The organism is Oceaniglobus trochenteri (assembly GCF_020529025.1).
Taxonomy (GTDB): domain Bacteria; phylum Pseudomonadota; class Alphaproteobacteria; order Rhodobacterales; family Rhodobacteraceae; genus Oceaniglobus; species Oceaniglobus trochenteri.
The window spans coordinates 313710-331496 of sequence record NZ_JACNMM010000002.1; the positions used below are offsets into that span (position 1 = coordinate 313710).

General features: G+C 65.7%; 19 protein-coding genes. 10 read left to right on the top strand and 9 right to left on the bottom strand.

What is annotated here, in order from left to right; genetic code table 11:
- Positions 1-56: 56 nt before the first annotated feature.
- Positions 57-278, bottom strand: a complete 222-nt coding sequence (locus tag H7828_RS01730) for a hypothetical protein (protein WP_226779211.1) — start codon at positions 276-278, stop codon at positions 57-59.
- Positions 279-384: 106 nt separating this feature from the next.
- On the opposite strand from H7828_RS01730, the gene pepN reads away from it, so the two are divergent.
- The 3 genes from pepN (at position 385) to H7828_RS01745 (ending at position 4029) form a co-directional block, all read left to right on the top strand.
- Positions 385-2937: an aminopeptidase N gene (gene pepN, locus H7828_RS01735; protein WP_226779212.1), complete on the top strand. Its 2553-nt coding sequence runs from the start codon at positions 385-387 to the stop codon at positions 2935-2937.
- Positions 2938-2940: 3 nt separating this feature from the next.
- Positions 2941-3366, top strand: a complete 426-nt coding sequence (locus tag H7828_RS01740) for a hypothetical protein (RefSeq protein ID WP_226779213.1) — start codon at positions 2941-2943, stop codon at positions 3364-3366.
- A 99-nt stretch (positions 3367-3465) separates the two neighbouring features.
- Positions 3466-4029 (top strand): type 1 glutamine amidotransferase domain-containing protein, encoded by a 564-nt coding sequence (locus H7828_RS01745; RefSeq protein ID WP_226779214.1) that lies wholly within the window; start codon positions 3466-3468, stop codon positions 4027-4029.
- A 142-nt stretch (positions 4030-4171) separates the two neighbouring features.
- Here the strand turns inward: H7828_RS01745 and H7828_RS01750 are convergent, their stop codons facing one another.
- Both H7828_RS01750 and H7828_RS01755 read right to left on the bottom strand, forming a co-directional pair.
- Complete coding sequence (locus H7828_RS01750) at positions 4172-4921, bottom strand: lytic transglycosylase domain-containing protein (RefSeq protein WP_226779215.1); 750 nt, start codon at positions 4919-4921, stop codon at positions 4172-4174.
- A 44-nt stretch (positions 4922-4965) separates the two neighbouring features.
- Positions 4966-5544: a lytic transglycosylase domain-containing protein gene (locus H7828_RS01755; protein WP_226779216.1), complete on the bottom strand. Its 579-nt coding sequence runs from the start codon at positions 5542-5544 to the stop codon at positions 4966-4968.
- A gap of 167 nt (positions 5545-5711) precedes the next feature.
- Here H7828_RS01755 and gatB point away from each other — a divergent pair, with 167 nt between their 5' ends.
- Entirely contained in the window at positions 5712-7223 is a 1512-nt protein-coding gene (gene gatB / locus H7828_RS01760) for an Asp-tRNA(Asn)/Glu-tRNA(Gln) amidotransferase subunit GatB (RefSeq protein WP_226779217.1), read from the top strand.
- 151 nt (positions 7224-7374) lie between these two features.
- Positions 7375-7875 (top strand): DUF4177 domain-containing protein, encoded by a 501-nt coding sequence (locus tag H7828_RS01765; protein WP_226779218.1) that lies wholly within the window; start codon positions 7375-7377, stop codon positions 7873-7875.
- Between the two features lie 3 nt (positions 7876-7878).
- Here the strand turns inward: H7828_RS01765 and H7828_RS01770 are convergent, their stop codons facing one another.
- Entirely contained in the window at positions 7879-8136 is a 258-nt protein-coding gene (locus H7828_RS01770; RefSeq protein ID WP_226779219.1) for a BolA family protein, read from the bottom strand.
- 72 nt (positions 8137-8208) lie between these two features.
- On the opposite strand from H7828_RS01770, the gene H7828_RS01775 reads away from it, so the two are divergent.
- The gene (locus tag H7828_RS01775; protein ID WP_226779220.1) at positions 8209-8838 is read left to right on the top strand and encodes a DnaJ domain-containing protein; all 630 of its coding nucleotides are present in this window, start codon (positions 8209-8211) and stop codon (positions 8836-8838) included.
- A 55-nt stretch (positions 8839-8893) separates the two neighbouring features.
- Here H7828_RS01775 and msrB read toward each other — a convergent pair whose 3' ends face one another.
- The 4 genes from msrB to H7828_RS01795 all read right to left on the bottom strand — a co-directional run bounded on the left by msrB (position 8894) and on the right by H7828_RS01795 (position 11393).
- A complete protein-coding gene (gene msrB, locus H7828_RS01780) occupies positions 8894-9349 on the bottom strand; it encodes a peptide-methionine (R)-S-oxide reductase MsrB (protein ID WP_226779221.1) in 456 nt (151 codons plus the stop codon).
- Between the two features lie 76 nt (positions 9350-9425).
- On the bottom strand, positions 9426-9977 hold the full coding sequence (locus H7828_RS01785) for a fasciclin domain-containing protein (protein WP_226779222.1): 552 nt from the start codon (positions 9975-9977) through the stop codon (positions 9426-9428).
- A 169-nt stretch (positions 9978-10146) separates the two neighbouring features.
- On the bottom strand, positions 10147-10854 hold the full coding sequence (locus H7828_RS01790) for an anti-sigma factor (RefSeq protein WP_226779223.1): 708 nt from the start codon (positions 10852-10854) through the stop codon (positions 10147-10149).
- A complete protein-coding gene (locus H7828_RS01795) occupies positions 10851-11393 on the bottom strand; it encodes a sigma-70 family RNA polymerase sigma factor (RefSeq protein ID WP_226779224.1) in 543 nt (180 codons plus the stop codon). The genes H7828_RS01790 and H7828_RS01795 overlap by 4 nt, the downstream gene beginning before the upstream one ends.
- A gap of 166 nt (positions 11394-11559) precedes the next feature.
- Between H7828_RS01795 and cobS the strand changes: the two genes are divergently transcribed.
- Complete coding sequence (cobS, locus tag H7828_RS01800) at positions 11560-12546, top strand: cobaltochelatase subunit CobS (protein ID WP_226779225.1); 987 nt, start codon at positions 11560-11562, stop codon at positions 12544-12546.
- A 74-nt stretch (positions 12547-12620) separates the two neighbouring features.
- On the opposite strand, the gene H7828_RS01805 is transcribed toward cobS, so the two are convergent.
- A complete protein-coding gene (locus H7828_RS01805) occupies positions 12621-13376 on the bottom strand; it encodes a PRC-barrel domain-containing protein (protein WP_226779226.1) in 756 nt (251 codons plus the stop codon).
- 206 nt (positions 13377-13582) lie between these two features.
- Here H7828_RS01805 and cobT point away from each other — a divergent pair, with 206 nt between their 5' ends.
- From cobT to H7828_RS01820, 3 genes are all read left to right on the top strand, one after another.
- Entirely contained in the window at positions 13583-15454 is a 1872-nt protein-coding gene (gene cobT / locus H7828_RS01810; protein ID WP_226779227.1) for a cobaltochelatase subunit CobT, read from the top strand.
- Between the two features lie 74 nt (positions 15455-15528).
- Positions 15529-17334, top strand: a complete 1806-nt coding sequence (locus H7828_RS01815) for an aminopeptidase P family protein (protein WP_226779228.1) — start codon at positions 15529-15531, stop codon at positions 17332-17334.
- A gap of 95 nt (positions 17335-17429) precedes the next feature.
- Positions 17430-17771 carry a DUF427 domain-containing protein gene (locus tag H7828_RS01820; protein ID WP_226779229.1) on the top strand — a complete coding sequence of 114 codons (342 nt, stop codon included), beginning with the start codon at positions 17430-17432 and terminating at the stop codon, positions 17769-17771.
- The last annotated feature ends 16 nt before the right edge of the window (positions 17772-17787 follow it).

Below are 17787 nucleotides of genomic sequence, written 5' to 3' on the forward strand. Positions count from 1 at the left end.
CCCTGCCCGCAGGGCGGACAGGGTTCGGTGCATCACAAATTGTTTTTCAGGTCGCTTCAGTTGGAAGTGGCCGGGGTGCCGCTTTCGGTGCCTTCCACTGCGCCGGTCCGTCCATCGATCTGAACGTCCGCGCCCTCGGGCTCGTTTCCGTTCATCACGATCCAGCCAACCCAGATCAGAAGCAGGATGACGGCAAAACCCACGACCCCGCCCATGCCGAACAGGGAGGGACGATGGCGCTTCTTCTGCTTTTCAAGATCGGTTTCGGGTGCTGACATTGGTGTCTCCTGGCTATCGCTTTGTGGCGGCCATTGAAGCCGCCCTTGTGACTCCCTAACGTGCAGGACAGCAAAAAGTTCAATGCCGCTTCCCGAAAGGCCCCCCATGAAAGACGCCGCGCCCCAGGCTGTGCACCTGTCCGACTACCGCCCGTTCAGTCACCTGATCGACGACGTGCACCTGACATTCCGCCTGTCGCCCGGCGCGACGCGGGTCGTTTCGCGCATCGCGTTCCGCCCCAATCCGGCCGCCGAACCGGGCCAGGCCCTGCGGCTGGACGGTGAAAACCTGCACCTGGTGTCGGCCGCCATCGACGGGGCGCCCGTTTCCCCCGAGGTGAATGAAACCGGCCTTGTCTGCGCGGTGCCCGAAGGCCCCTTCCTGTGGGAGTCCGAGGTCGAGATCGCGCCCGAAAGCAATACCGCGCTTGAAGGGCTTTACATGTCGGGCGGCATATATTGCACCCAATGCGAGGCCGAGGGTTTCCGCAAGATCACTTTCTATCCCGACCGCCCCGACGTGATGGCCCCCTTCACCGTGCGCATCGAGGGTGATCAGCCGGTGCTGCTGTCCAACGGCAACCCCGGCACGAAGGGCGACGGTTTTGCCGAGTGGCACGATCCCTGGCCCAAGCCCGCCTATCTTTTCGCGCTAGTGGCCGGTGACCTGGTGGCGAAATCGGGCCGTTTCACCACGATGAACGGCGATGCGGTGGACCTGAACATCTGGGTGCGCCCGGGGGACGAGGGCAAATGCGACTATGCCCTGGATGCGCTTGAGCGGTCGATGAAATGGGATGAAGAGGTCTATGGCCGCGCCTATGACCTGTCGGTGTTCAACATCGTCGCGGTCGATGATTTCAACATGGGCGCGATGGAGAACAAGGGGCTGAACATCTTCAATTCCAAATACGTTCTGGCCAGCCCCGAAACCGCCACCGACCGCGATTACGAGCTGATCGAGGGCATCATCGCCCATGAGTATTTCCACAACTGGACCGGCAACCGCATCACCTGCCGCGACTGGTTCCAGCTGTGCCTCAAGGAGGGTCTGACCGTCTTCCGCGATCAGCAGTTTTCCGGCGACATGCGCAGCGCTCCGGTGAAACGGATCGAATCGGTGCTGCAACTGCGCGCGCGTCAATTCCGCGAAGACAACGGCCCCCTCGCCCATCCGGTGCGCCCCGAAAGCTATATCGAAATCAACAATTTCTACACCGCCACCGTCTATGAAAAGGGCGCCGAGCTGATCGGGATGCTCAAGCGGCTGGTGGGGGATGAAGCGTACGACAAGGCGCTGGACCTCTATTTTCAGCGCCACGACGGGCAGGCCTGCACCATCGAGGATTGGCTGAAGGTGTTCGAGGATGCCACGGGGCGCGATCTGGCCCAGTTCAAACGCTGGTATCAGCAACCCGGCACCCCCCGCCTTCGTGTCGACGAATCCTTCGATGGCCAGCGGCTGACCGTCACCCTGCGCCAGCACACGCCCCCCACCCCGGGACAGGCCGACAAGCAACCCCAGGTCATCCCCGTTGCCTATGGCCTCTTGCACCCGGATGGCCATGAACTGGCCGGCACCCGGATGCTGGTCATGGACAAGGCCGAATGCACCCTGACCTTCGACAGCGACGGCGCGCGCCCGGTGCTGTCGCTGTTGCGCGGGTTCTCGGCCCCCGTCATCGTCGAACGTGACCTGAGCGCCGAGCAGCGCGCCTTCCTGCTGGCCCATGACACCGACCCCTTCAACAAGTGGGAGGCGGGGCGCGCCCTGGCCAAGGACGTTCTGGTGGCGATGATCACCGAGGGTGCCGGCCCCGGCCCCGAATATCTTTCGGCGCTGGAACAGGTGATCCGCGACGATGCGCTTGACCCGGCCTTCCGTGCGCTGGCCATGGCCCTGCCCTCCGAGGACGATCTGGCGCAGACCCTGTTTGACAGCGGGCTGACCCCCGACCCCGACGCCATCCATGCCGCGCGCCGCCGGCTGACCGATGCCATCGCCAAGGCCCATGGCGATACCCTTGCCGCCCTCTATGACGCCATGGCCGTGCCCGGCCCCTATACACCCGAAGCCGGGGCCGCCGGCAAAAGGGCGCTGCGCCTTTCCGCGCTGGGGTTCCTGTCACGCCTGGATGGCGGAGAGCGCGCCGCGCGCCAGTTCGCCACCGCCGACAACATGACCGAACAGCTGGGCGCGCTGTCGGTCCTGCTGGCCAACGCCCAGGGGCAGGACGAGGTGGCGGCCTTCTATCGCCAGTGGCACCAGGACCGGCTGGTCATGGACAAGTGGTTCATGCTGCAGGCGATGCAGGCCAGCCCGCAAAAGGCCGCCGAGATCACCGGCGCGCTGACCCGCCACGATGATTTCGACTGGAAGAACCCAAACCGCTTCCGGTCGCTGATCGGCGGGCTGGCGGCCAACCATGCCGGCCTGCACCATGCCAGCGGCGCAGGTTACGATCTGGTGGCGGACTGGCTGATCCGGCTTGACCCGCTGAACCCCCAGACCACGGCGCGGATGACGACGATCTTTGAAACCTGGCGGCGCTATGATGCCGACCGCCAGGCGCTGATGCGCGGCGCGCTGGAACGCATCGCCGCCACCCCCGGCCTGTCGCGCGACAGCACCGAAATGGTGGGCCGTATCCTGGGCTGACGGGTGACGCCGCTTCTCTTCCGGCGCAGCGCCCGCGCGCCCCTGACGCTGGCGCTGGCCGGGGCAATCGTTCTTGGCGCGGTCGTGCTGTGGCTGGTGCTTGACGCGGCCTGGTGGATCGTTCTGCCCATGGCGCTGATCGCCCTGCCCGCCCTGATCGAGGCGGCACGCGGGCGCATCGCCCGGCTTGACCTAGACGAAACGCGGCTGACCTGGGCCAGCGGGGCGCGCCGGGGCGACGTGGCGCTGAACCGGATCGCCCAGGCCCGGTTCCGCACCACTTTCGATCTGTCGCAACGCCTGATCCTGCGGCTTGACGACGGGCGGCGCCAGAACGTGCCGCCCGAATGCCTGCCGCCCGGGCGCCGCCTGGAACAGGCCCTTGCGGCACGCGGCGTGCCCACACACCGCACGATCCTGAGGGACTGACACCAAAACACACGCCCCGATGGAACGCATCGCCCGCGACACCCGTTTCCCTGTCAACGGCGCCCAAGGCGGCGCCTCATGAACGACAGGAGAATGACCATGACCGATATCGCGAAAAGCAAGATCCTGATCCTTTCGACCAACGGCTTCGAACAGTCGGAACTGGAAGTTCCGCGCGACAAGCTGCGCGCGGCGGGGGCTACGGTGCATGTGGCCACGCCCGACGGCAAGGCGATCAAGGGATGGGACGGCGGCGACTGGGGCCGCGAGGCCGATGCCGACCTGAAAATCGCTGACGCGAGAATCGCGGATTACGACGCGGTCGTCCTGCCGGGCGGCCAGATCAACCCCGACATCCTGCGGACCGACAAGGACGCGGTGGCCCACGTGAAAGAGGCGGTCCGCAGCGGCAAGATCGTCGCGGCCATCTGCCACGGGCCCTGGATGCTGATCGAGGCGGACGTGGTGGAGGGGCGCGAGATGACGGCCTATCCGTCGATCCGCACCGACCTGCGCAACGCGGGGGCCAAGGTGGTGGACAAGCAGGTTGCCATCGACAACGGCATCATCACCAGCCGCAACCCCGATGATCTTGAGGCCTTCGTGGCCAAGATCATCGAAGAGGTGAAAGAGGGCAAGCACCCCCGCCCCGCCGCCGCCTGAAACGGATGACACGAAAACAAGCGCCGCCGGTCATCGCGACCGGCGGCGTTTCTGCGCCCTGTCCCAACCGTCGGGCGGCGCACCGTGCCTTGAGTGAGGGAGCCTCCGGCGGGAGTATTTTCGGCAAGAAAGAGAAGGGCGATCAGCGCTCGTTGCTGGCCAGTTGCCGCGCGCGCGGGCGTAGGGCCGGGTCGTCCAGCGGGGCGGTCAGTTGCGGCGGGCGCGGCATGGGGCGCGGGCTGGTGGTGCGCTGGCAATAATCCTGTCCGCGCAGCCAGTTGGCCATTTCCTGACGCTTGCGGTCCGACCGCATGGGGCCCCAGTCGGCGGAAACGCCGCTCCAACGCGGGGCGCGGCTGTGGATCACGCCGTCGCGCGGCACGGTCACGGCCATGATGCGGATCGCGCAGGCAAGATTGGCCGTGCCGGTCAGCAGCGCATTGCCCGAGCGCGCCTTGCAGCCATAGCCGCGCGCCGTCGAGGGCAGGATCTGCAACAGCCCGTACCAGCGCCCGCCGCCCCCCACGGCGCGGGGTTTCCAGGTGCTTTCATACTTGGCCAGGGCCGACAGGAACCCCACCCAGAAGGCCCGCCGCACCGGCGCAGGCGCACCGGCATAGCCGGGGCACCATTGGGCAATGTCCTTGGGGACCGATTTCACCAGCGGCGCGCCATGGGCCTTCAGCGCGCTCAGCGCCGCGCGGGTCCAGACCTCGCTTTCGCCGCGATGGTCCCAGCGGGTGTCGGGAATGACCTCGGGGGTGAAGGCCGGGCGCGGCTTGGGGCGCGGGCTTTCATCGGGGGCCGCCACGGCGGCCCCGGCGATGGCGAACATCGACAGGGCGGCGATCCGGGCGAACCGGGAAAGATATGTCAGGGTGCGGCAGCACATCGCGGCAAGATGCCAAGAGCGGCGCCGCCTGGCAAGAGCGCCCTTCAGGACGCCTTGCAATAGGGCTGCTGGCTGGTCCAGGCGCGCATCTCGGCGCGTTTGCCTTCGCTGTGGAACGGACCCCAGTCCAGCATGCCGCGGCTGACGGTGCCGCGCTTGGCCACCTGGGCCGTGGCGATGCGGACCGCGCAGCGCAGGTTGCTGGCGCCATCCTTCAGCGCATTGCCGGATTTAGCGGCGCAGCCATAGCCCTGTGCGGTGCGCGGATCGATCTGCACCAGGCCGAACCAACGCCCGCCGCCACCCACGGCAGCCGGATTCCAGGTGCTTTCGTGCTTGGCCAATGCGCTGAGCAGGCCGGCCCAGAAGGCGGCGCGCTGATCGGCGTCGGCCTCGGGGTAGCCGGGGCAATAGGCCGTGATGTCACTGGGTGTCAGGCTGGGAAGACCAGCGGAATCGCTGCGAAGGGCGGTCAGGGTCGCCTCTGTCCACAGCGGGGCCTCGGGGCGGTGATCCCAGCGCATGACCGGTAAAACGGTCGGATCTTCAACGGCTTCGGGCGTGTTCGCACAGGCGCCAAGCGCCAGCGTCAGCCCGAGAACAAGAGCAATCGTTCGTTTCATGATTCACATTTTGGCAGCACCGCGCGATTCTGCCCGGCGCCCGTGGGATACCGCAAAAACCCCGCTTCGCCACCTTCGGGCTGCCGCATCGGCGGATTCCTGCGCCCTTGCGTGATCTGGCGGCCTGACCTAGAACCGCGCAAGCCCTCCAGATACACAGGTTTGCCATGCTTGATCTTACCTTCGAAGCCCCGAAACCCCGCGTGATTTCAGGCGCAAAGCACGATTGGGAACTGGTGATCGGGCTTGAGGTGCACGCCCAGGTGTCCAGCAAGGCCAAACTGTTTTCCGGCGCCAGCACCCAGTTCGGGGCCGAGCCCAACAGCAACGTTGCCTTCGTGGACGCCGGGATGCCCGGCATGCTGCCTGTCATCAACGAGGGTTGCGTGGCGCTGGCAGTGAAGACCGGGCTGGGCCTGAAGGCCGAGATTCACCTGAAATCGGCCTTCGACCGCAAGAATTACTTCTATCCCGACCTGCCCCAGGGCTATCAGATTTCGCAACTTTACCACCCCATCGTCGGCGAGGGCGAGGTGATCGTGGACATGGCCCCCGGCATCGCGCGGCGTGTGCGGATCGAGCGGATTCACCTGGAGCAGGATGCCGGCAAGTCGATTCACGACATGGACCCGAACATGAGCTTCGTGGACCTGAACCGCACCGGCGTGGCACTGATGGAGATCGTCAGCCGCCCCGACATCCGCGGCCCCGAGGAAGCAGCCGCCTATGTGGTGAAGCTGCGCCAGATCCTGCGCTATCTGGGCACCTGCGACGGCAACATGCAGAACGGCAACCTGCGCGCCGACGTGAACGTGTCGGTCTGCCGCCCGGGCGATTACGAACGCTATCAGGAAACCCAGGATTTCAGCCACCTCGGCACGCGGTGCGAGATCAAGAACATGAACTCCATGCGCTTCATCCAACAGGCGATCGAGGTCGAGGCGCGCCGCCAGATCGCCATCATCGAGGATGGCGGCAAGGTGGTGCAAGAAACCCGCCTCTACGATCCCGACAAGGGGGAAACCCGGTCGATGCGTTCCAAGGAGGAAGCGCATGATTATCGCTATTTCCCCTGCCCCGATCTTCTGCCGCTGGAAATCGAACAGTCCTTCGTCGATGACATCGCCGCAACGCTTCCCGAGCTGCCCGACGAGAAGAAGGCGCGCTTCGTGACCGAATTCGGGATGACCGAATATGATGCCGGCGTCCTGACGGCCGATGTCGAGAATGCCACCTACTTCGAGGCGGTGGCGCAGGGGCGCGATGGCAAGCTGGCCGCGAACTGGGTGATCAACGAATTGTTCGGCCGCCTGAAGAAGGACGACCTGGCAATCACCGAAAGCCCGGTGTCGCCCGATCAGCTGGGCGGGATCGTCGCTCTGATTTCCAAGGGCGACATCAGCGGCAAGATTGCCAAGGACCTGTTCGAGATCGTCTATACCGAGGGCGGCGATCCAGCCGAGATCGTGGAAAGCCGCGGCATGAAGCAGGTGACCGATACCGGTGCCATCGAGGCGGCCGTGGACAAGATCATCGCGGAGAACCCCGCCCAGGTGGAGAAGGCCAAGGTTAATCCCAAGCTGGCCGGCTGGTTCGTGGGCCAGGTGATGAAGGCCACGGGCGGCAAGGCAAACCCCGCTGCGGTGAACCAGATCGTCGCCGCCAAGCTGGGCCAGTAACAAGGGCGTGTTCGCCCCGGCGGAAATGCCCGCAAATCCGCCCGACGCGCCGGAAAAGATCGGCGCAAGCTGGCTGATGCGCCGCGTCGGGCTTTCCCCGGCGCGCGCAGTTTGATAAAAGCGCGCTCTGGAACGGGCGCTGGAGGGTGCGATGACAAATTTCGAATACGTGGTGGTTCCGGCGCCAAGGAAGGCGCCCAAGATCAAGGGGGCCAAGACCAGCGAAGCGCGCTTTGCTCATACCCTGACCGAGGTGATGAACGCCTATGGCGCCGAGGGCTGGGAATACCTGCGCTGTGACACCCTGCCCTGCGAAGAGCGCAGCGGGCTGACCGGCACCAAGACCGTTTATCAGAACATGCTGGTGTTTCGCCGGGTGATCGAGGAGACGGCCCACGACATCCCCGAGGCCGACCGCGTGCAAACGCCCGAACAACTGGCCGCCGAACTGGCCCCTGCCGCCCCCGCCCCGTCGTCCAGTCAGGCCCCCGCAACGCCCGAGGAAAAGCCCGCCGCCCCGCGTCTCAGCGCGGCGCGCACCGCATCTGCGGGCCCGGCCCCCCGCCTTGGCCCCGCCGCCACCGAAAGCGGCACGCGGGTGCACCCCTTTCCCCTTTCGGGGGCCGAGCGGTTCGAAAAGCGGGACGACTGAGGCTCAGGCCTTGATGACAAGCGCGAGCGCATGAATGCGCCCGATCAGATCGGCACCGATGGCATCATGCACCGCCCTGTGGCGGGCGATCCGGGTCATCGGCGCAAAGGCAGGCGCGGTTATGGTAACACGAAAATGGCTTTCGCCGCCTTCCTGGTATCCGGCGTGGCCCCGGTGGGCCTCACTTTCATCCTCGACGTGCAGTTCGGTGGGCTGGAACGCTTTTTCCAGTCGGGCATGGATTTCATCGCTCACGGCCATTTTTCTGCAATCTCCCCTTCACTCTCTGACCCAAATCTCTAAACTCCCAGTCCCGAGTCGGAAAGGTGCCCCATGACGAAAAGCGATCCCTTTGGTTTTGACATGCGCGTCACTTCGGCCAAGAAGAAGAACCCGCGCGGCAAACGCGGCATGTCCGGTGCCTTCGAAACCTCGACGCGGGTATGCGAACATCCCGGCTGCCAGGAAGGCGGCCAATATCGTGCGCCCAAGTCGCCCGATCACCTGGATGAATACCTGTGGTTCTGCAAGGAACACGTCCGCGAATACAACCTGAAGTGGAACTTCTTCAACGGCACCACCGAAGAGGAAATGGACGCGCAAATCGAAAGCGACCGGTTGTGGAACCGCGAAACCAAGCCCTTCAAGAAGTCCGAGGAACAGCGCGCCTGGTCACGCCTGGGGGTCGACGATCCGCATCAGGTTCTGGGCGAGAACGCCACCCGCAACCCGGGCCGGTCGATCACCGGCACCCGCCGCCTGCCGCCGACCGAACGGCGCGCGCTGGATATCCTGGACGCCAAGGACCACTGGACCAAGCCCGAGATCCGCAAGGCCTATAAATCGCTGATCAAGGTGCTGCACCCCGACATGAACGGTGGTGACCGTGGCCACGAGGAACAGCTTCAAGAGGTCGTCTGGGCCTGGGATCAGATCAAGGACAGCCGCAGCTTTACCGGCTGACCGCAAGAAAAAGGCGCCGCGCTGTCACTGCGCGGCGCCTTTTTTCATGGGCGGTTCAGGCCGGGCGAAACACCAGCGCCGCACCGTTCAGGCAGTGCCGCTTGCCCGTGGGGGGCGGGCCATCATCGAAGATGTGGCCAAGATGGCTCCCGCAGCGGTCGCAATGGCATTCGGTGCGGACCTGAAACAGGAACGACCGGTCCTCTTTCGTTTCAATCGCATTGTCCAGAGGCGCTGTGAAAGACGGCCAGCCGGTGCCGCTCTTGAATTTGGTGGCACTGTCATAGAGCGCCTGGTCGCAGCCCTTGCAGTGGAAGATACCCGGTTCGGTGATGTCGTTCAGTGGGCTTGAGAAGGCTTCTTCGGTCGCCTCCTCGCGCATGACGGCATATTCCAGATCGCTCAGCATCGCCTTCCACTCGGCCTTGCTGCGCTGCACCTCGAAAGCGGCGAAGGCAGGGGTGGCCAGGGTGGCGGCAAGGGTCGTTGTCAGGAAGTGGCGGCGTTTCATGGCGGGCTCCGTCGTTGCGGAAAAGGGGGTGGATGCGCGACACTCGCCGCGCATCCATGGCTTGATACAGGTGGTCTTACTGCTTGGGCAGCAGGACGCGGTCGATCACGTGGATCACGCCGTTCGACTGCTTGACGTCGGCGGTGGTCACGGTGGCGACACGGCCGTTTTCATCGGTCAGCGTGATCTTGTCGCCGTCCATCTTGGCCTGAAGGGTGCAGCCGCCCACGGTGGGCACGGGGTGGGTGCCGTTGTCATCGGCGATCATCTGGCCGATGGCATCCGACATCGCATCGGCAGCCACGACGTGGCAGGTCAGGATGGTGGCCAGCTGTGCCTTGTTCTCGTCCATCATCAGCGCGTCCAGCGAATCCTTCTTGATCATGCCGAAGGCATCGTCGGTGGGCGCGAACACGGTGAACGGACCGGGGCCCATCAGCGTTTCCACGAGGCCGGCTTGTTTCACGGCGGCCACGAGGGTGGTGTGGATCGGAGAGTTCACGGCGTTCTCGACGATGTTCTTGCTTTCCAGCATCTCGGCACCGCCCACCATGGGGTTGTCGGCCATGGCACCGGTGGCGATGGTGGAAAGGGCAAGGGTTGCGGCGGCGAAAGTCGTACGGATCATCTTGATCTCCTGGTTGTGGTCTCCCGGATCGTCCCGGTTGCCTGAAATCACGAGGCCATCCGCGCCAGAGTTTCAGGGGGCCGCATCTTTTTGCCGCCGTGCACATCCGTGGCCCACGAAAAACCCCGCCGGAAGACCGGCGGGGTTGTTTTCTTTTCGTCGCAAAGGCTTAGGCGTCGACCAGCGCACCCGCCCCCAGAACCGCACCCGATGGCCCGGCGATGGGCGAACCGCCCGGCGGTTCTTCGCTTACCGCCAGGGTCGCGCCCGGCATGCTTTCGCGCAGATCCTCGGGCACGATCATCACGGCCTCGGGATCGTCGGGCAGAACGCCTAGCGAAACCGGTCCCGGGCTGCCCTCGGCAATCACCCAGAGTTCAAGAACGCGCCCCTCGGGGGCGGCCCCTGCCCGGCGTTCGACATGCATTTCGCCGCTTTCATCGCTGTAGGCGACGTTGATCACCAGCGCGTTCTCTTCCCCGGCAATCCCGGCCACATAGGTCGGTTCGAAGGCTGCGGGCGCGTCCACTTCGGGAAGCTGCGTCATCACCGCCAGACCCAGCGCGAGGGCCAGGCCGGCGCCGCCGAACAGCTTGAACATCGACCAGCCCCCCCGGCGTGTCGGGGCCGGGGCCTGTTGCGCGGTTTCCGCCTGGATCGCGCGGGCCAGGGCGGCGCGCAGCGCCTTGGGGGGATCGACCTCGGCGATCTCGTCGGCAAGTGGGGCAAGCCTGTCGCTCCACCAGGCCAGGCGCGCGCGCAGGGCACCATCGACCGCAAGCCGCTGATCAACGGCCTGGCGATCCTGGGGGGACAGCAGATGAAGGGCGTATTCCGCCACCATCATCTCGTCGTTGTCAGGTTCCATGTCAGTCATCTGCTCAGGCACTCTTTCAGGCTTTGCAGGCTGCGGCGCAGCCAGGTTCTCATGGTGTTGAGCGGCACACCGTAACGGTCTGCCAGCTCTTGATAGGTCTGTCCGTCCAGGTAGGCGCCTTTCACGGCCCCTGCCCTTTCGGGTTTCAGTTCACCCAGGCACCCCTGCACCCGGTCACGTTCCGAAGACGCCACGGCGGCGGCTTCCGGTGTGGGCGCGTGGTCGGGCAGCTCTTCCGCCAGATCAAGCGATTCGCCCCGCCGCTTGCGGGTGCGCAGCCGGTCGATGGCGCCATTGCGCGCCACGGTGATCAGCCAGGTCATGGGCGAAAAGCCGTTTGCCTTGTAGCGGTCGGCGTTGCGCCAGATCTTCAGGAAGATCTCTTGCAGCACGTCCTCGGCTTCTGCCCTGTCATTGAGTACACGCAGGCAGATGCCGAATAGTTTCGCGCTTGTCGCATCGTAAAGCGAAAGAAAGGCCGCCCGGTCGCCCTCGGCCATGGCGAGGATCATGTGTTCGATGTCTTGCGTTGTTCTCATGGTTCCTCCGGGGCTGTCGCAACCGTTAAATCAAACGCAGGGCCATCTGGCCAGTTCCTTGCGCGGATTTGGGCCGCCTTCCCCTTGCGTGCGCGGTGGATATGTTGCACCACGCCCGGGTTGGACGGCGCCCGGCACCCGGCGCCGCACGAAAGGGACGGACACCATGGCTGACGGAAAGATCGACATTCAGGCAAAACCCACCGAGGACATCTCGCTGCGCGACGTTTTCGGCATCGACAGCGATATGCACGTCAAAGGCTTTGCCGACCGGTCGGACCGCGTACCCGAGCTGGATTCGACCTACAAGTTCGATCCCGACACCACCCTCGCCATCCTGGCCGGGTTTGCCCACAATCGCCGGGTGATGATCCAGGGCTATCACGGCACCGGCAAATCCACCCATATCGAACAGGTGGCGGCGCGGCTGAACTGGCCCTGCGTCCGGGTGAACCTTGACAGCCACATTTCGCGGATCGACCTGATCGGCAAGGATGCGATCAAGCTGCGCGACGGCGTGCAGGTGACCGAATTCCAGGAAGGCATCCTGCCCTGGGCCCTGCGCAACCCCACCGCCATCGTCTTTGACGAATACGATGCCGGGCGCGCCGACGTGATGTTCGTGATCCAGCGGGTTCTGGAAGTCGACGGCAAGCTGACGCTGCTGGACCAGAACGAGGTGATCACGCCCAACCCCTATTTCCGCCTGTTCGCCACTGCCAATACCGTGGGCCTGGGCGATACCACCGGCCTTTACCACGGCACCCAGCAGATCAACCAGGGCCAGATGGACCGCTGGTCGCTGGTGGCGACGCTGAACTACCTGCGCCACGATGCCGAGGCGGCCATCGTGCTCAGCAAATCGCCCACCTACAACACCGAAAAGGGCCGCAAGATCATCGGCCAGATGGTGACGGTGGCCGATCTGACGCGCACCGCCTTCATGAACGGCGATCTGTCCACGGTCATGTCGCCGCGCACAGTGATCGCCTGGGCGCAGAACGCCAGCATCTTCCGCGACGTGGGCTATGCCTTCCGGCTGACCTTCCTGAACAAGTGCGATGAGCTTGAGCGCGAGACCGTGGCCGAGTTCTATCAGCGCTGCTTTGACGAGGAACTGCCTGAAAGCGCCGCCAGCATCGCCCTGGGCTAAGCCCGGGCGGCAGTTGCGCTCATGAAAAAGGCCGCGCCCGTATGGCGCGGCCTTTCCTGTCTTTGCCGGACAGATCAGTTGTTGGCTGCCGGGGCCGCGGGGGCCGTTCCGTCACCGGCCGGCATACTTTCCATGGCGCGGTTGGCCTGGTCTTGCGCCGCCTTCGTCACAAAGGCTTCGGCGGCTTCAAGGTCGGCTTCGGTCGCGCTGGTCACCAGGCGGATGTTGCCGTTTTCGTCGGTGGTGGTCGACAGGCTGTCCATGGCGATGGCGACGTCCTTCTCACCGATGCCCAGGAAACCGCCCACACCGATCACCACACCTTCGACGTTGCCATCCAGGTTGACGATCATGTCGTCGATCTCGCCGATCGAGTCACCGTTCGAAGAGTAGACGGCGCTGCCGATCAGGTCGTTGGCAAGGATCGTGTTCTCGCTTTGCAGCGTGATTTGGCCTTCGACCGGCTGGGCCACCTCTTCCTCGGCGGCCGGCTCGGCTGCCATGCCATCGACGGCGGCTTCGGTTCCGGCTGCTGCATCGTCAACAGCTTCTTCCGTGGCGGCGGCTGCGTCGTCAACCGCTTCCTCGGTGGCGGCGGCCGCATCGCCAGCCGCTTCCTCGGTGGCGGCGGCGGCATCCTCGGCCGCGCCTTCGACAGCATCGCCCGCCTTTTCGGCCGCGTCCTTCATCTCGTCCGTTGCCGTTTCAGTGTCGGCGGTAACCTCGGCGTCGGTTTCGGTGGTGGCGGTCTGTGCCATCCCGGCGACAGGGGCGCCGGCCAGCATTGCGATCAGGGCCAGACGGCTACCGGTTTGGAAAATGTTGGTCATGGGTTCACTCCGTTTTACTGCGGCGTTTTGGCGCACCTGACGACTGGTCCTGTGCCTTGACATCCAAATTTCGCCTCTTGTCCAGTCAATCCCCAAGGGCGCGAATTGGTTCCCGCCGGAATCGCGATTCACATGCCCCCTTTGACGAGTCGGCGGGAACATGCCAGACCCCCTCTGCACACAGTCGTAAGCCAGGCGTTCCGGACATGAAGCAGTCAGACAATCCCGCAGACCCTTTCAAGAAGGCGCTGGCCGAGGCCACCAAGACCATGGCGGACGATCCCGACATGACGGTGACCTATTCCGTCGACCCCCCGGGGATGAGCAACGACAGCGTGCGCCTGCCCCAGATCACGCGCCGCATGACCCGTGACGAGGTTCTGCTGGCGCGTGGCACCGCCGATGCCTATGCCTTGCGCCGCCGCCACCACGATGCCGGCACCTTCAACCGCTATGCCCCCCAGGGCCAGATCGCGCGCGACCTTTACGAGGCGATGGAAGAGGCCCGCTGCGAAGCCGTGGGCGCGCGCACCATGCCCGGCACCGCGGGCAACATCGACAGCAAGATCGCGCACGAGGCGATGCGCAAGGGCTATGCCCAGGTGACGAAAGCCTCGGATGCGCCGCTTTCGGTTGCGGCCGGATACCTGATCCGCCACCTGGCCACCGGGCGTCCCCTGCCCGAGGGCGCAGACAACATCATGAACCTCTGGCGCGGTTTCCTGGAGGAAAAGGCCGGCGGCACCCTTGAGGATCTGCAGGCCAAGCTGGGCAACCAGGCCGATTTCGCCCGCTTTGCCCGCCAGATCATCGAAGACCTGGGATATGGCGACCAGTTGGGCGATGACCCGGACGCCGAGGACGAGTCCGAAGACGAGGCCGAGCCCGAGGACGACGACACCGACAACCCCGACAACCAGGGCGACGATCAGGAGGACGGCGACGAATCCGAGGCCAGCCCCGAGCAAAGCCAGGACCAGACCCAGGACCCGAGCCAGGCCCAGGTCACCATGGACGACATGGCCGATTCCGAGATGGGCGAAGAGGCCGAGATGCCCGAAGGCGACGCGCCCTTCGAACCGCCCGCCCCGCCCCCCGCTTCGGCGGCCGATCCCAACTACCTTGTCTACCAGACCGACCACGATGAGGAGATCCGCGCCGAGGACCTGGCCGAACCGGCCGAACTGGAACGCCTGCGCGCCTACCTGGATCAGCAGTTGGAGCCCCTGAAGGGCGCCGTGTCGCGGCTGGCCAACAAGTTGCAGCGCCGCCTGCAGGCACAGCAATCGCGCAGCTGGGAATTCGACCTTGAGGAAGGCACGCTGGACGCCGGGCGCCTGGCCCGTGTCGTGGCCAACCCCACCACCCCGCTGTCCTTCAAGCGCGAGAAGGATACCGAGTTTCGCGATACCTGCGTGACGCTGCTTCTGGACAACTCGGGCTCCATGCGCGGGCGGCCGATCTCGATTGCCGCGATCTGTGCCGATGTCCTGGCCCGCACGCTGGAGCGCTGCGACGTGAAGGTCGAGATCCTGGGCTTCACCACCCGCGCCTGGAAGGGCGGGCAGGCCCGCGAATCCTGGCTGGCCGCCGGGCGCCCCACCGCACCGGGGCGGCTGAACGACCTGCGCCACATCATCTACAAGTGCGCGGATTCGCCCTGGCGGCGGGCGCGGCCCAACCTGGGCCTGATGATGAAAGAGGGCCTGCTGAAGGAAAACATCGACGGCGAGGCGCTGGAATGGGCGCACCGCCGCCTGTCATCGCGCCACGAGGCCCGCAAGATCCTGATGGTGATTTCGGACGGCGCGCCGGTGGATGACAGCACCCTGTCGGTGAACCCGGCCAACTACCTGGAAAAGCACCTGCGCGACGTGATCGCCATGGTCGAGCGCAAGAAGCAGGTCGAGCTTCTGGCCATCGGCATCGGCCATGACGTGACCCGCTATTACGACCGGGCGGTCACGATCACCGACGTGGAGCAACTGGCCGGCGCGATGACCGAACAGCTTGCCTCGCTCTTCGACGCCGATCCGCGTGCACGCGCAAGGGTCATGGGGATGAAACGCGCCGGCTGAGCCTTTGGCGGGCCGGGGATTTCGAGTATTTTTGCAAAGAAGAAACCAGGGGTGGTTCCCTGGGAGGAATGGCGATGTTTCAGACCTTTGAAGTAAGCACCTCGCCCGAGCAGGGGCCGGGCCGTCTGGCGCTGGTGCGGGCGGCCATGGCCGATGCCGGGCTTGACGCATTCCTTGTGCCCCGCGCCGATGCCCATCAGGGCGAATATGTCGCGCCCCGCGATGCGCGTCTGGCCTGGCTGACGGGTTTCACCGGATCGGCGGGCTTTTGCGCCGTGCTGGCCGACGAGGCGGGCGTCTTCATCGACGGGCGCTACCGGGTGCAGGTGCGCAGCCAGGTGGCCGATGTCTTCACGCCCGTGAACTGGCCCACAACCACCCTTGGCCCCTGGCTGGCCCAGCGGTTGCCCGAGGGCGCGCAGGTTGGCTTTGACCCCTGGCTGCACACCGCGGGCGAGATCGAGACCCTGCGCGCCGCGGCCCCCGGCCTTGCCTTCCTGCCCACCGACAACCTGGTGGATGCCGTCTGGCAGGATCAGCCCGCCCCGCCCTCGGGCCCTGCCGAGGCCTGGCCCGAGGCCCTTGCCGGACGCTCGGCCACCGAAAAATGCGGCGACATGGCCGATGAGCTGCGCGCGGCGGGCCAGCGCGCCTGCGTTCTCACCCTGCCGGATTCGATCTGCTGGCTGCTGAACATTCGCGGCAGCGATATCGAACGCAACCCCGTGGTACATGCCTTCGCCATCCTGCACGACGATGGGCGGGTCGATCTGTTCTGCGATCCGGCAAAGCTGAACGCCCTGGCCCGCCACTTGGGCGACGGCGTGGCGGTTCATCCCGCCGGGGGGCTGGACGATGCCCTTGCCGCCCTGACCGGCCCGGTGCGGGTGGACAAGGCCACGGCGCCCTTCGCCGTCCCGGCCAGGCTGGAGGGCGCAGGCGTCGAGCTGTGCTTTGACGCCGATCCCTGCATCCTTGCCAAGGCCCGCAAGAGCGACGCCGAGATCGCCGGAACCCGCGCCGCCCACCTGCGCGACGGCGCGGCCATGTGCCGCTTCCTGGCCTGGCTCGACACCGCGGCGGACCGAGTGACGGCGGGCGAGACCGTGACCGAGATCGACGTGGTGCGCGCGCTGGAGGGATTCCGGCGCGACATCAACCAGCTGCGCGACATCAGCTTTGAAACCATCGCCGGATCGGGGCCAAACGGCGCCATCGTCCATTACCGCGTGAACGAGGACAGCAACCGCGCCCTCGCCCCCGATGAATTGCTGTTGGTGGACAGCGGCGGGCAATACCTTGACGGCACCACCGACATCACCCGCACCCTGGCCATCGGTGACCCCACCGAGGAACAGCGCGCCTGTTTCACCCGGGTGCTGCAGGGCATGATCGCCCTGTCCCGCGCCCGCTGGCCCAGAAGCCTGGCGGGGCGCGACCTTGATCCGCTGGCGCGCTATCCCCTGTGGCTGGCGGGGCTGGATTACGACCATGGCACCGGCCACGGCGTGGGCGCCTATCTGAGCGTGCACGAAGGCCCGCAGCGGATTTCGCGGCTGGGCGAGGTGCCCCTGTCGCCCGGCATGATCCTCAGCAACGAACCCGGCTATTACCGCGACGGCGCCTTCGGCATCCGCATCGAAAACCTGGTGGTGGTGCAACAGGCCCCTGCCCTTGCGGGCAGCGACGGGCGCGATCAGCTGTCCTTCGAAACGCTGACCTTCGCCCCCATCGACCGGCGGCTGATCGACACGGCCCTGCTGGCACCGGGCGAACGCGACTGGCTGAACGCCTATCACGCCGAGGTCTCCGCCCGCATCACGCCCGAGGTCGACGCCGAGGTGGCCGCCTGGCTGGCCCGCGCCACCGCGCCGATCTGAACGCCCTGATGTCTATGTTTGCGCTATCTTCGGGCATGGCGCGGCACGCGCGGCTGGGATAGGATCGCGCCAAACGACAGAACAGGGAGATCGGCATGGCCGACACAATCACGATCCGCCCGGCGCAGGGCACATGGGTGGTCCGCGCCGGCGGGGCCGTCATCGGCGAAACCGAGGCGGCGCAGGAACTGACCGAAGGCAACGGCCCACCGGTGATCTATTTCCCCCGCGCCGACCTGGCCATGGCGTTTCTCGAACGCTCGGACAGCAGGACGCATTGCCCCCTGAAGGGCGACGCCAGCTATTTCTCGGTCCAGACGAAAAGCGAACTGATCCGCGATGCGGCCTGGAGCTATGAGTGCCCCCGGCCCGGGGCCGAGGGCATCGCCGGTCACCTGGCCTTCTATTCCTCGAAAGTGGCGGTCGAACAGGTCTGATCCGGGGGCGAAGGGC

What these genes read in the sequence shown, in the direction of transcription:
- msrB (WP_226779221.1), bottom strand. Translation starts at nt 9,349, where the DNA reads ATGAAACGCCGCCACTTCCTGACAACGACCCTTGCCGCCACCCTGGCC.
- gatB (WP_226779217.1), top strand. Translation starts at nt 5,712, where the DNA reads ATGCTTGATCTTACCTTCGAAGCCCCGAAACCCCGCGTGATTTCAGGC.
- H7828_RS01785 (WP_226779222.1), bottom strand. Translation starts at nt 9,977, where the DNA reads ATGATCCGTACGACTTTCGCCGCCGCAACCCTTGCCCTTTCCACCATC.
- cobS (WP_226779225.1), top strand. Translation starts at nt 11,560, where the DNA reads ATGGCTGACGGAAAGATCGACATTCAGGCAAAACCCACCGAGGACATC.
- H7828_RS01815 (WP_226779228.1), top strand. Translation starts at nt 15,529, where the DNA reads ATGTTTCAGACCTTTGAAGTAAGCACCTCGCCCGAGCAGGGGCCGGGC.
- H7828_RS01795 (WP_226779224.1), bottom strand. Translation starts at nt 11,393, where the DNA reads ATGAGAACAACGCAAGACATCGAACACATGATCCTCGCCATGGCCGAG.
- H7828_RS01750 (WP_226779215.1), bottom strand. Translation starts at nt 4,921, where the DNA reads ATGTGCTGCCGCACCCTGACATATCTTTCCCGGTTCGCCCGGATCGCC.
- H7828_RS01730 (WP_226779211.1), bottom strand. Translation starts at nt 278, where the DNA reads ATGTCAGCACCCGAAACCGATCTTGAAAAGCAGAAGAAGCGCCATCGT.
- H7828_RS01775 (WP_226779220.1), top strand. Translation starts at nt 8,209, where the DNA reads ATGACGAAAAGCGATCCCTTTGGTTTTGACATGCGCGTCACTTCGGCC.
- H7828_RS01765 (WP_226779218.1), top strand. Translation starts at nt 7,375, where the DNA reads ATGACAAATTTCGAATACGTGGTGGTTCCGGCGCCAAGGAAGGCGCCC.
- cobT (WP_226779227.1), top strand. Translation starts at nt 13,583, where the DNA reads ATGAAGCAGTCAGACAATCCCGCAGACCCTTTCAAGAAGGCGCTGGCC.
- H7828_RS01820 (WP_226779229.1), top strand. Translation starts at nt 17,430, where the DNA reads ATGGCCGACACAATCACGATCCGCCCGGCGCAGGGCACATGGGTGGTC.
- H7828_RS01755 (WP_226779216.1), bottom strand. Translation starts at nt 5,544, where the DNA reads ATGAAACGAACGATTGCTCTTGTTCTCGGGCTGACGCTGGCGCTTGGC.
- H7828_RS01805 (WP_226779226.1), bottom strand. Translation starts at nt 13,376, where the DNA reads ATGACCAACATTTTCCAAACCGGTAGCCGTCTGGCCCTGATCGCAATG.
- H7828_RS01745 (WP_226779214.1), top strand. Translation starts at nt 3,466, where the DNA reads ATGACCGATATCGCGAAAAGCAAGATCCTGATCCTTTCGACCAACGGC.
- H7828_RS01790 (WP_226779223.1), bottom strand. Translation starts at nt 10,854, where the DNA reads ATGACTGACATGGAACCTGACAACGACGAGATGATGGTGGCGGAATAC.
- pepN (WP_226779212.1), top strand. Translation starts at nt 385, where the DNA reads ATGAAAGACGCCGCGCCCCAGGCTGTGCACCTGTCCGACTACCGCCCG.
- H7828_RS01770 (WP_226779219.1), bottom strand. Translation starts at nt 8,136, where the DNA reads ATGGCCGTGAGCGATGAAATCCATGCCCGACTGGAAAAAGCGTTCCAG.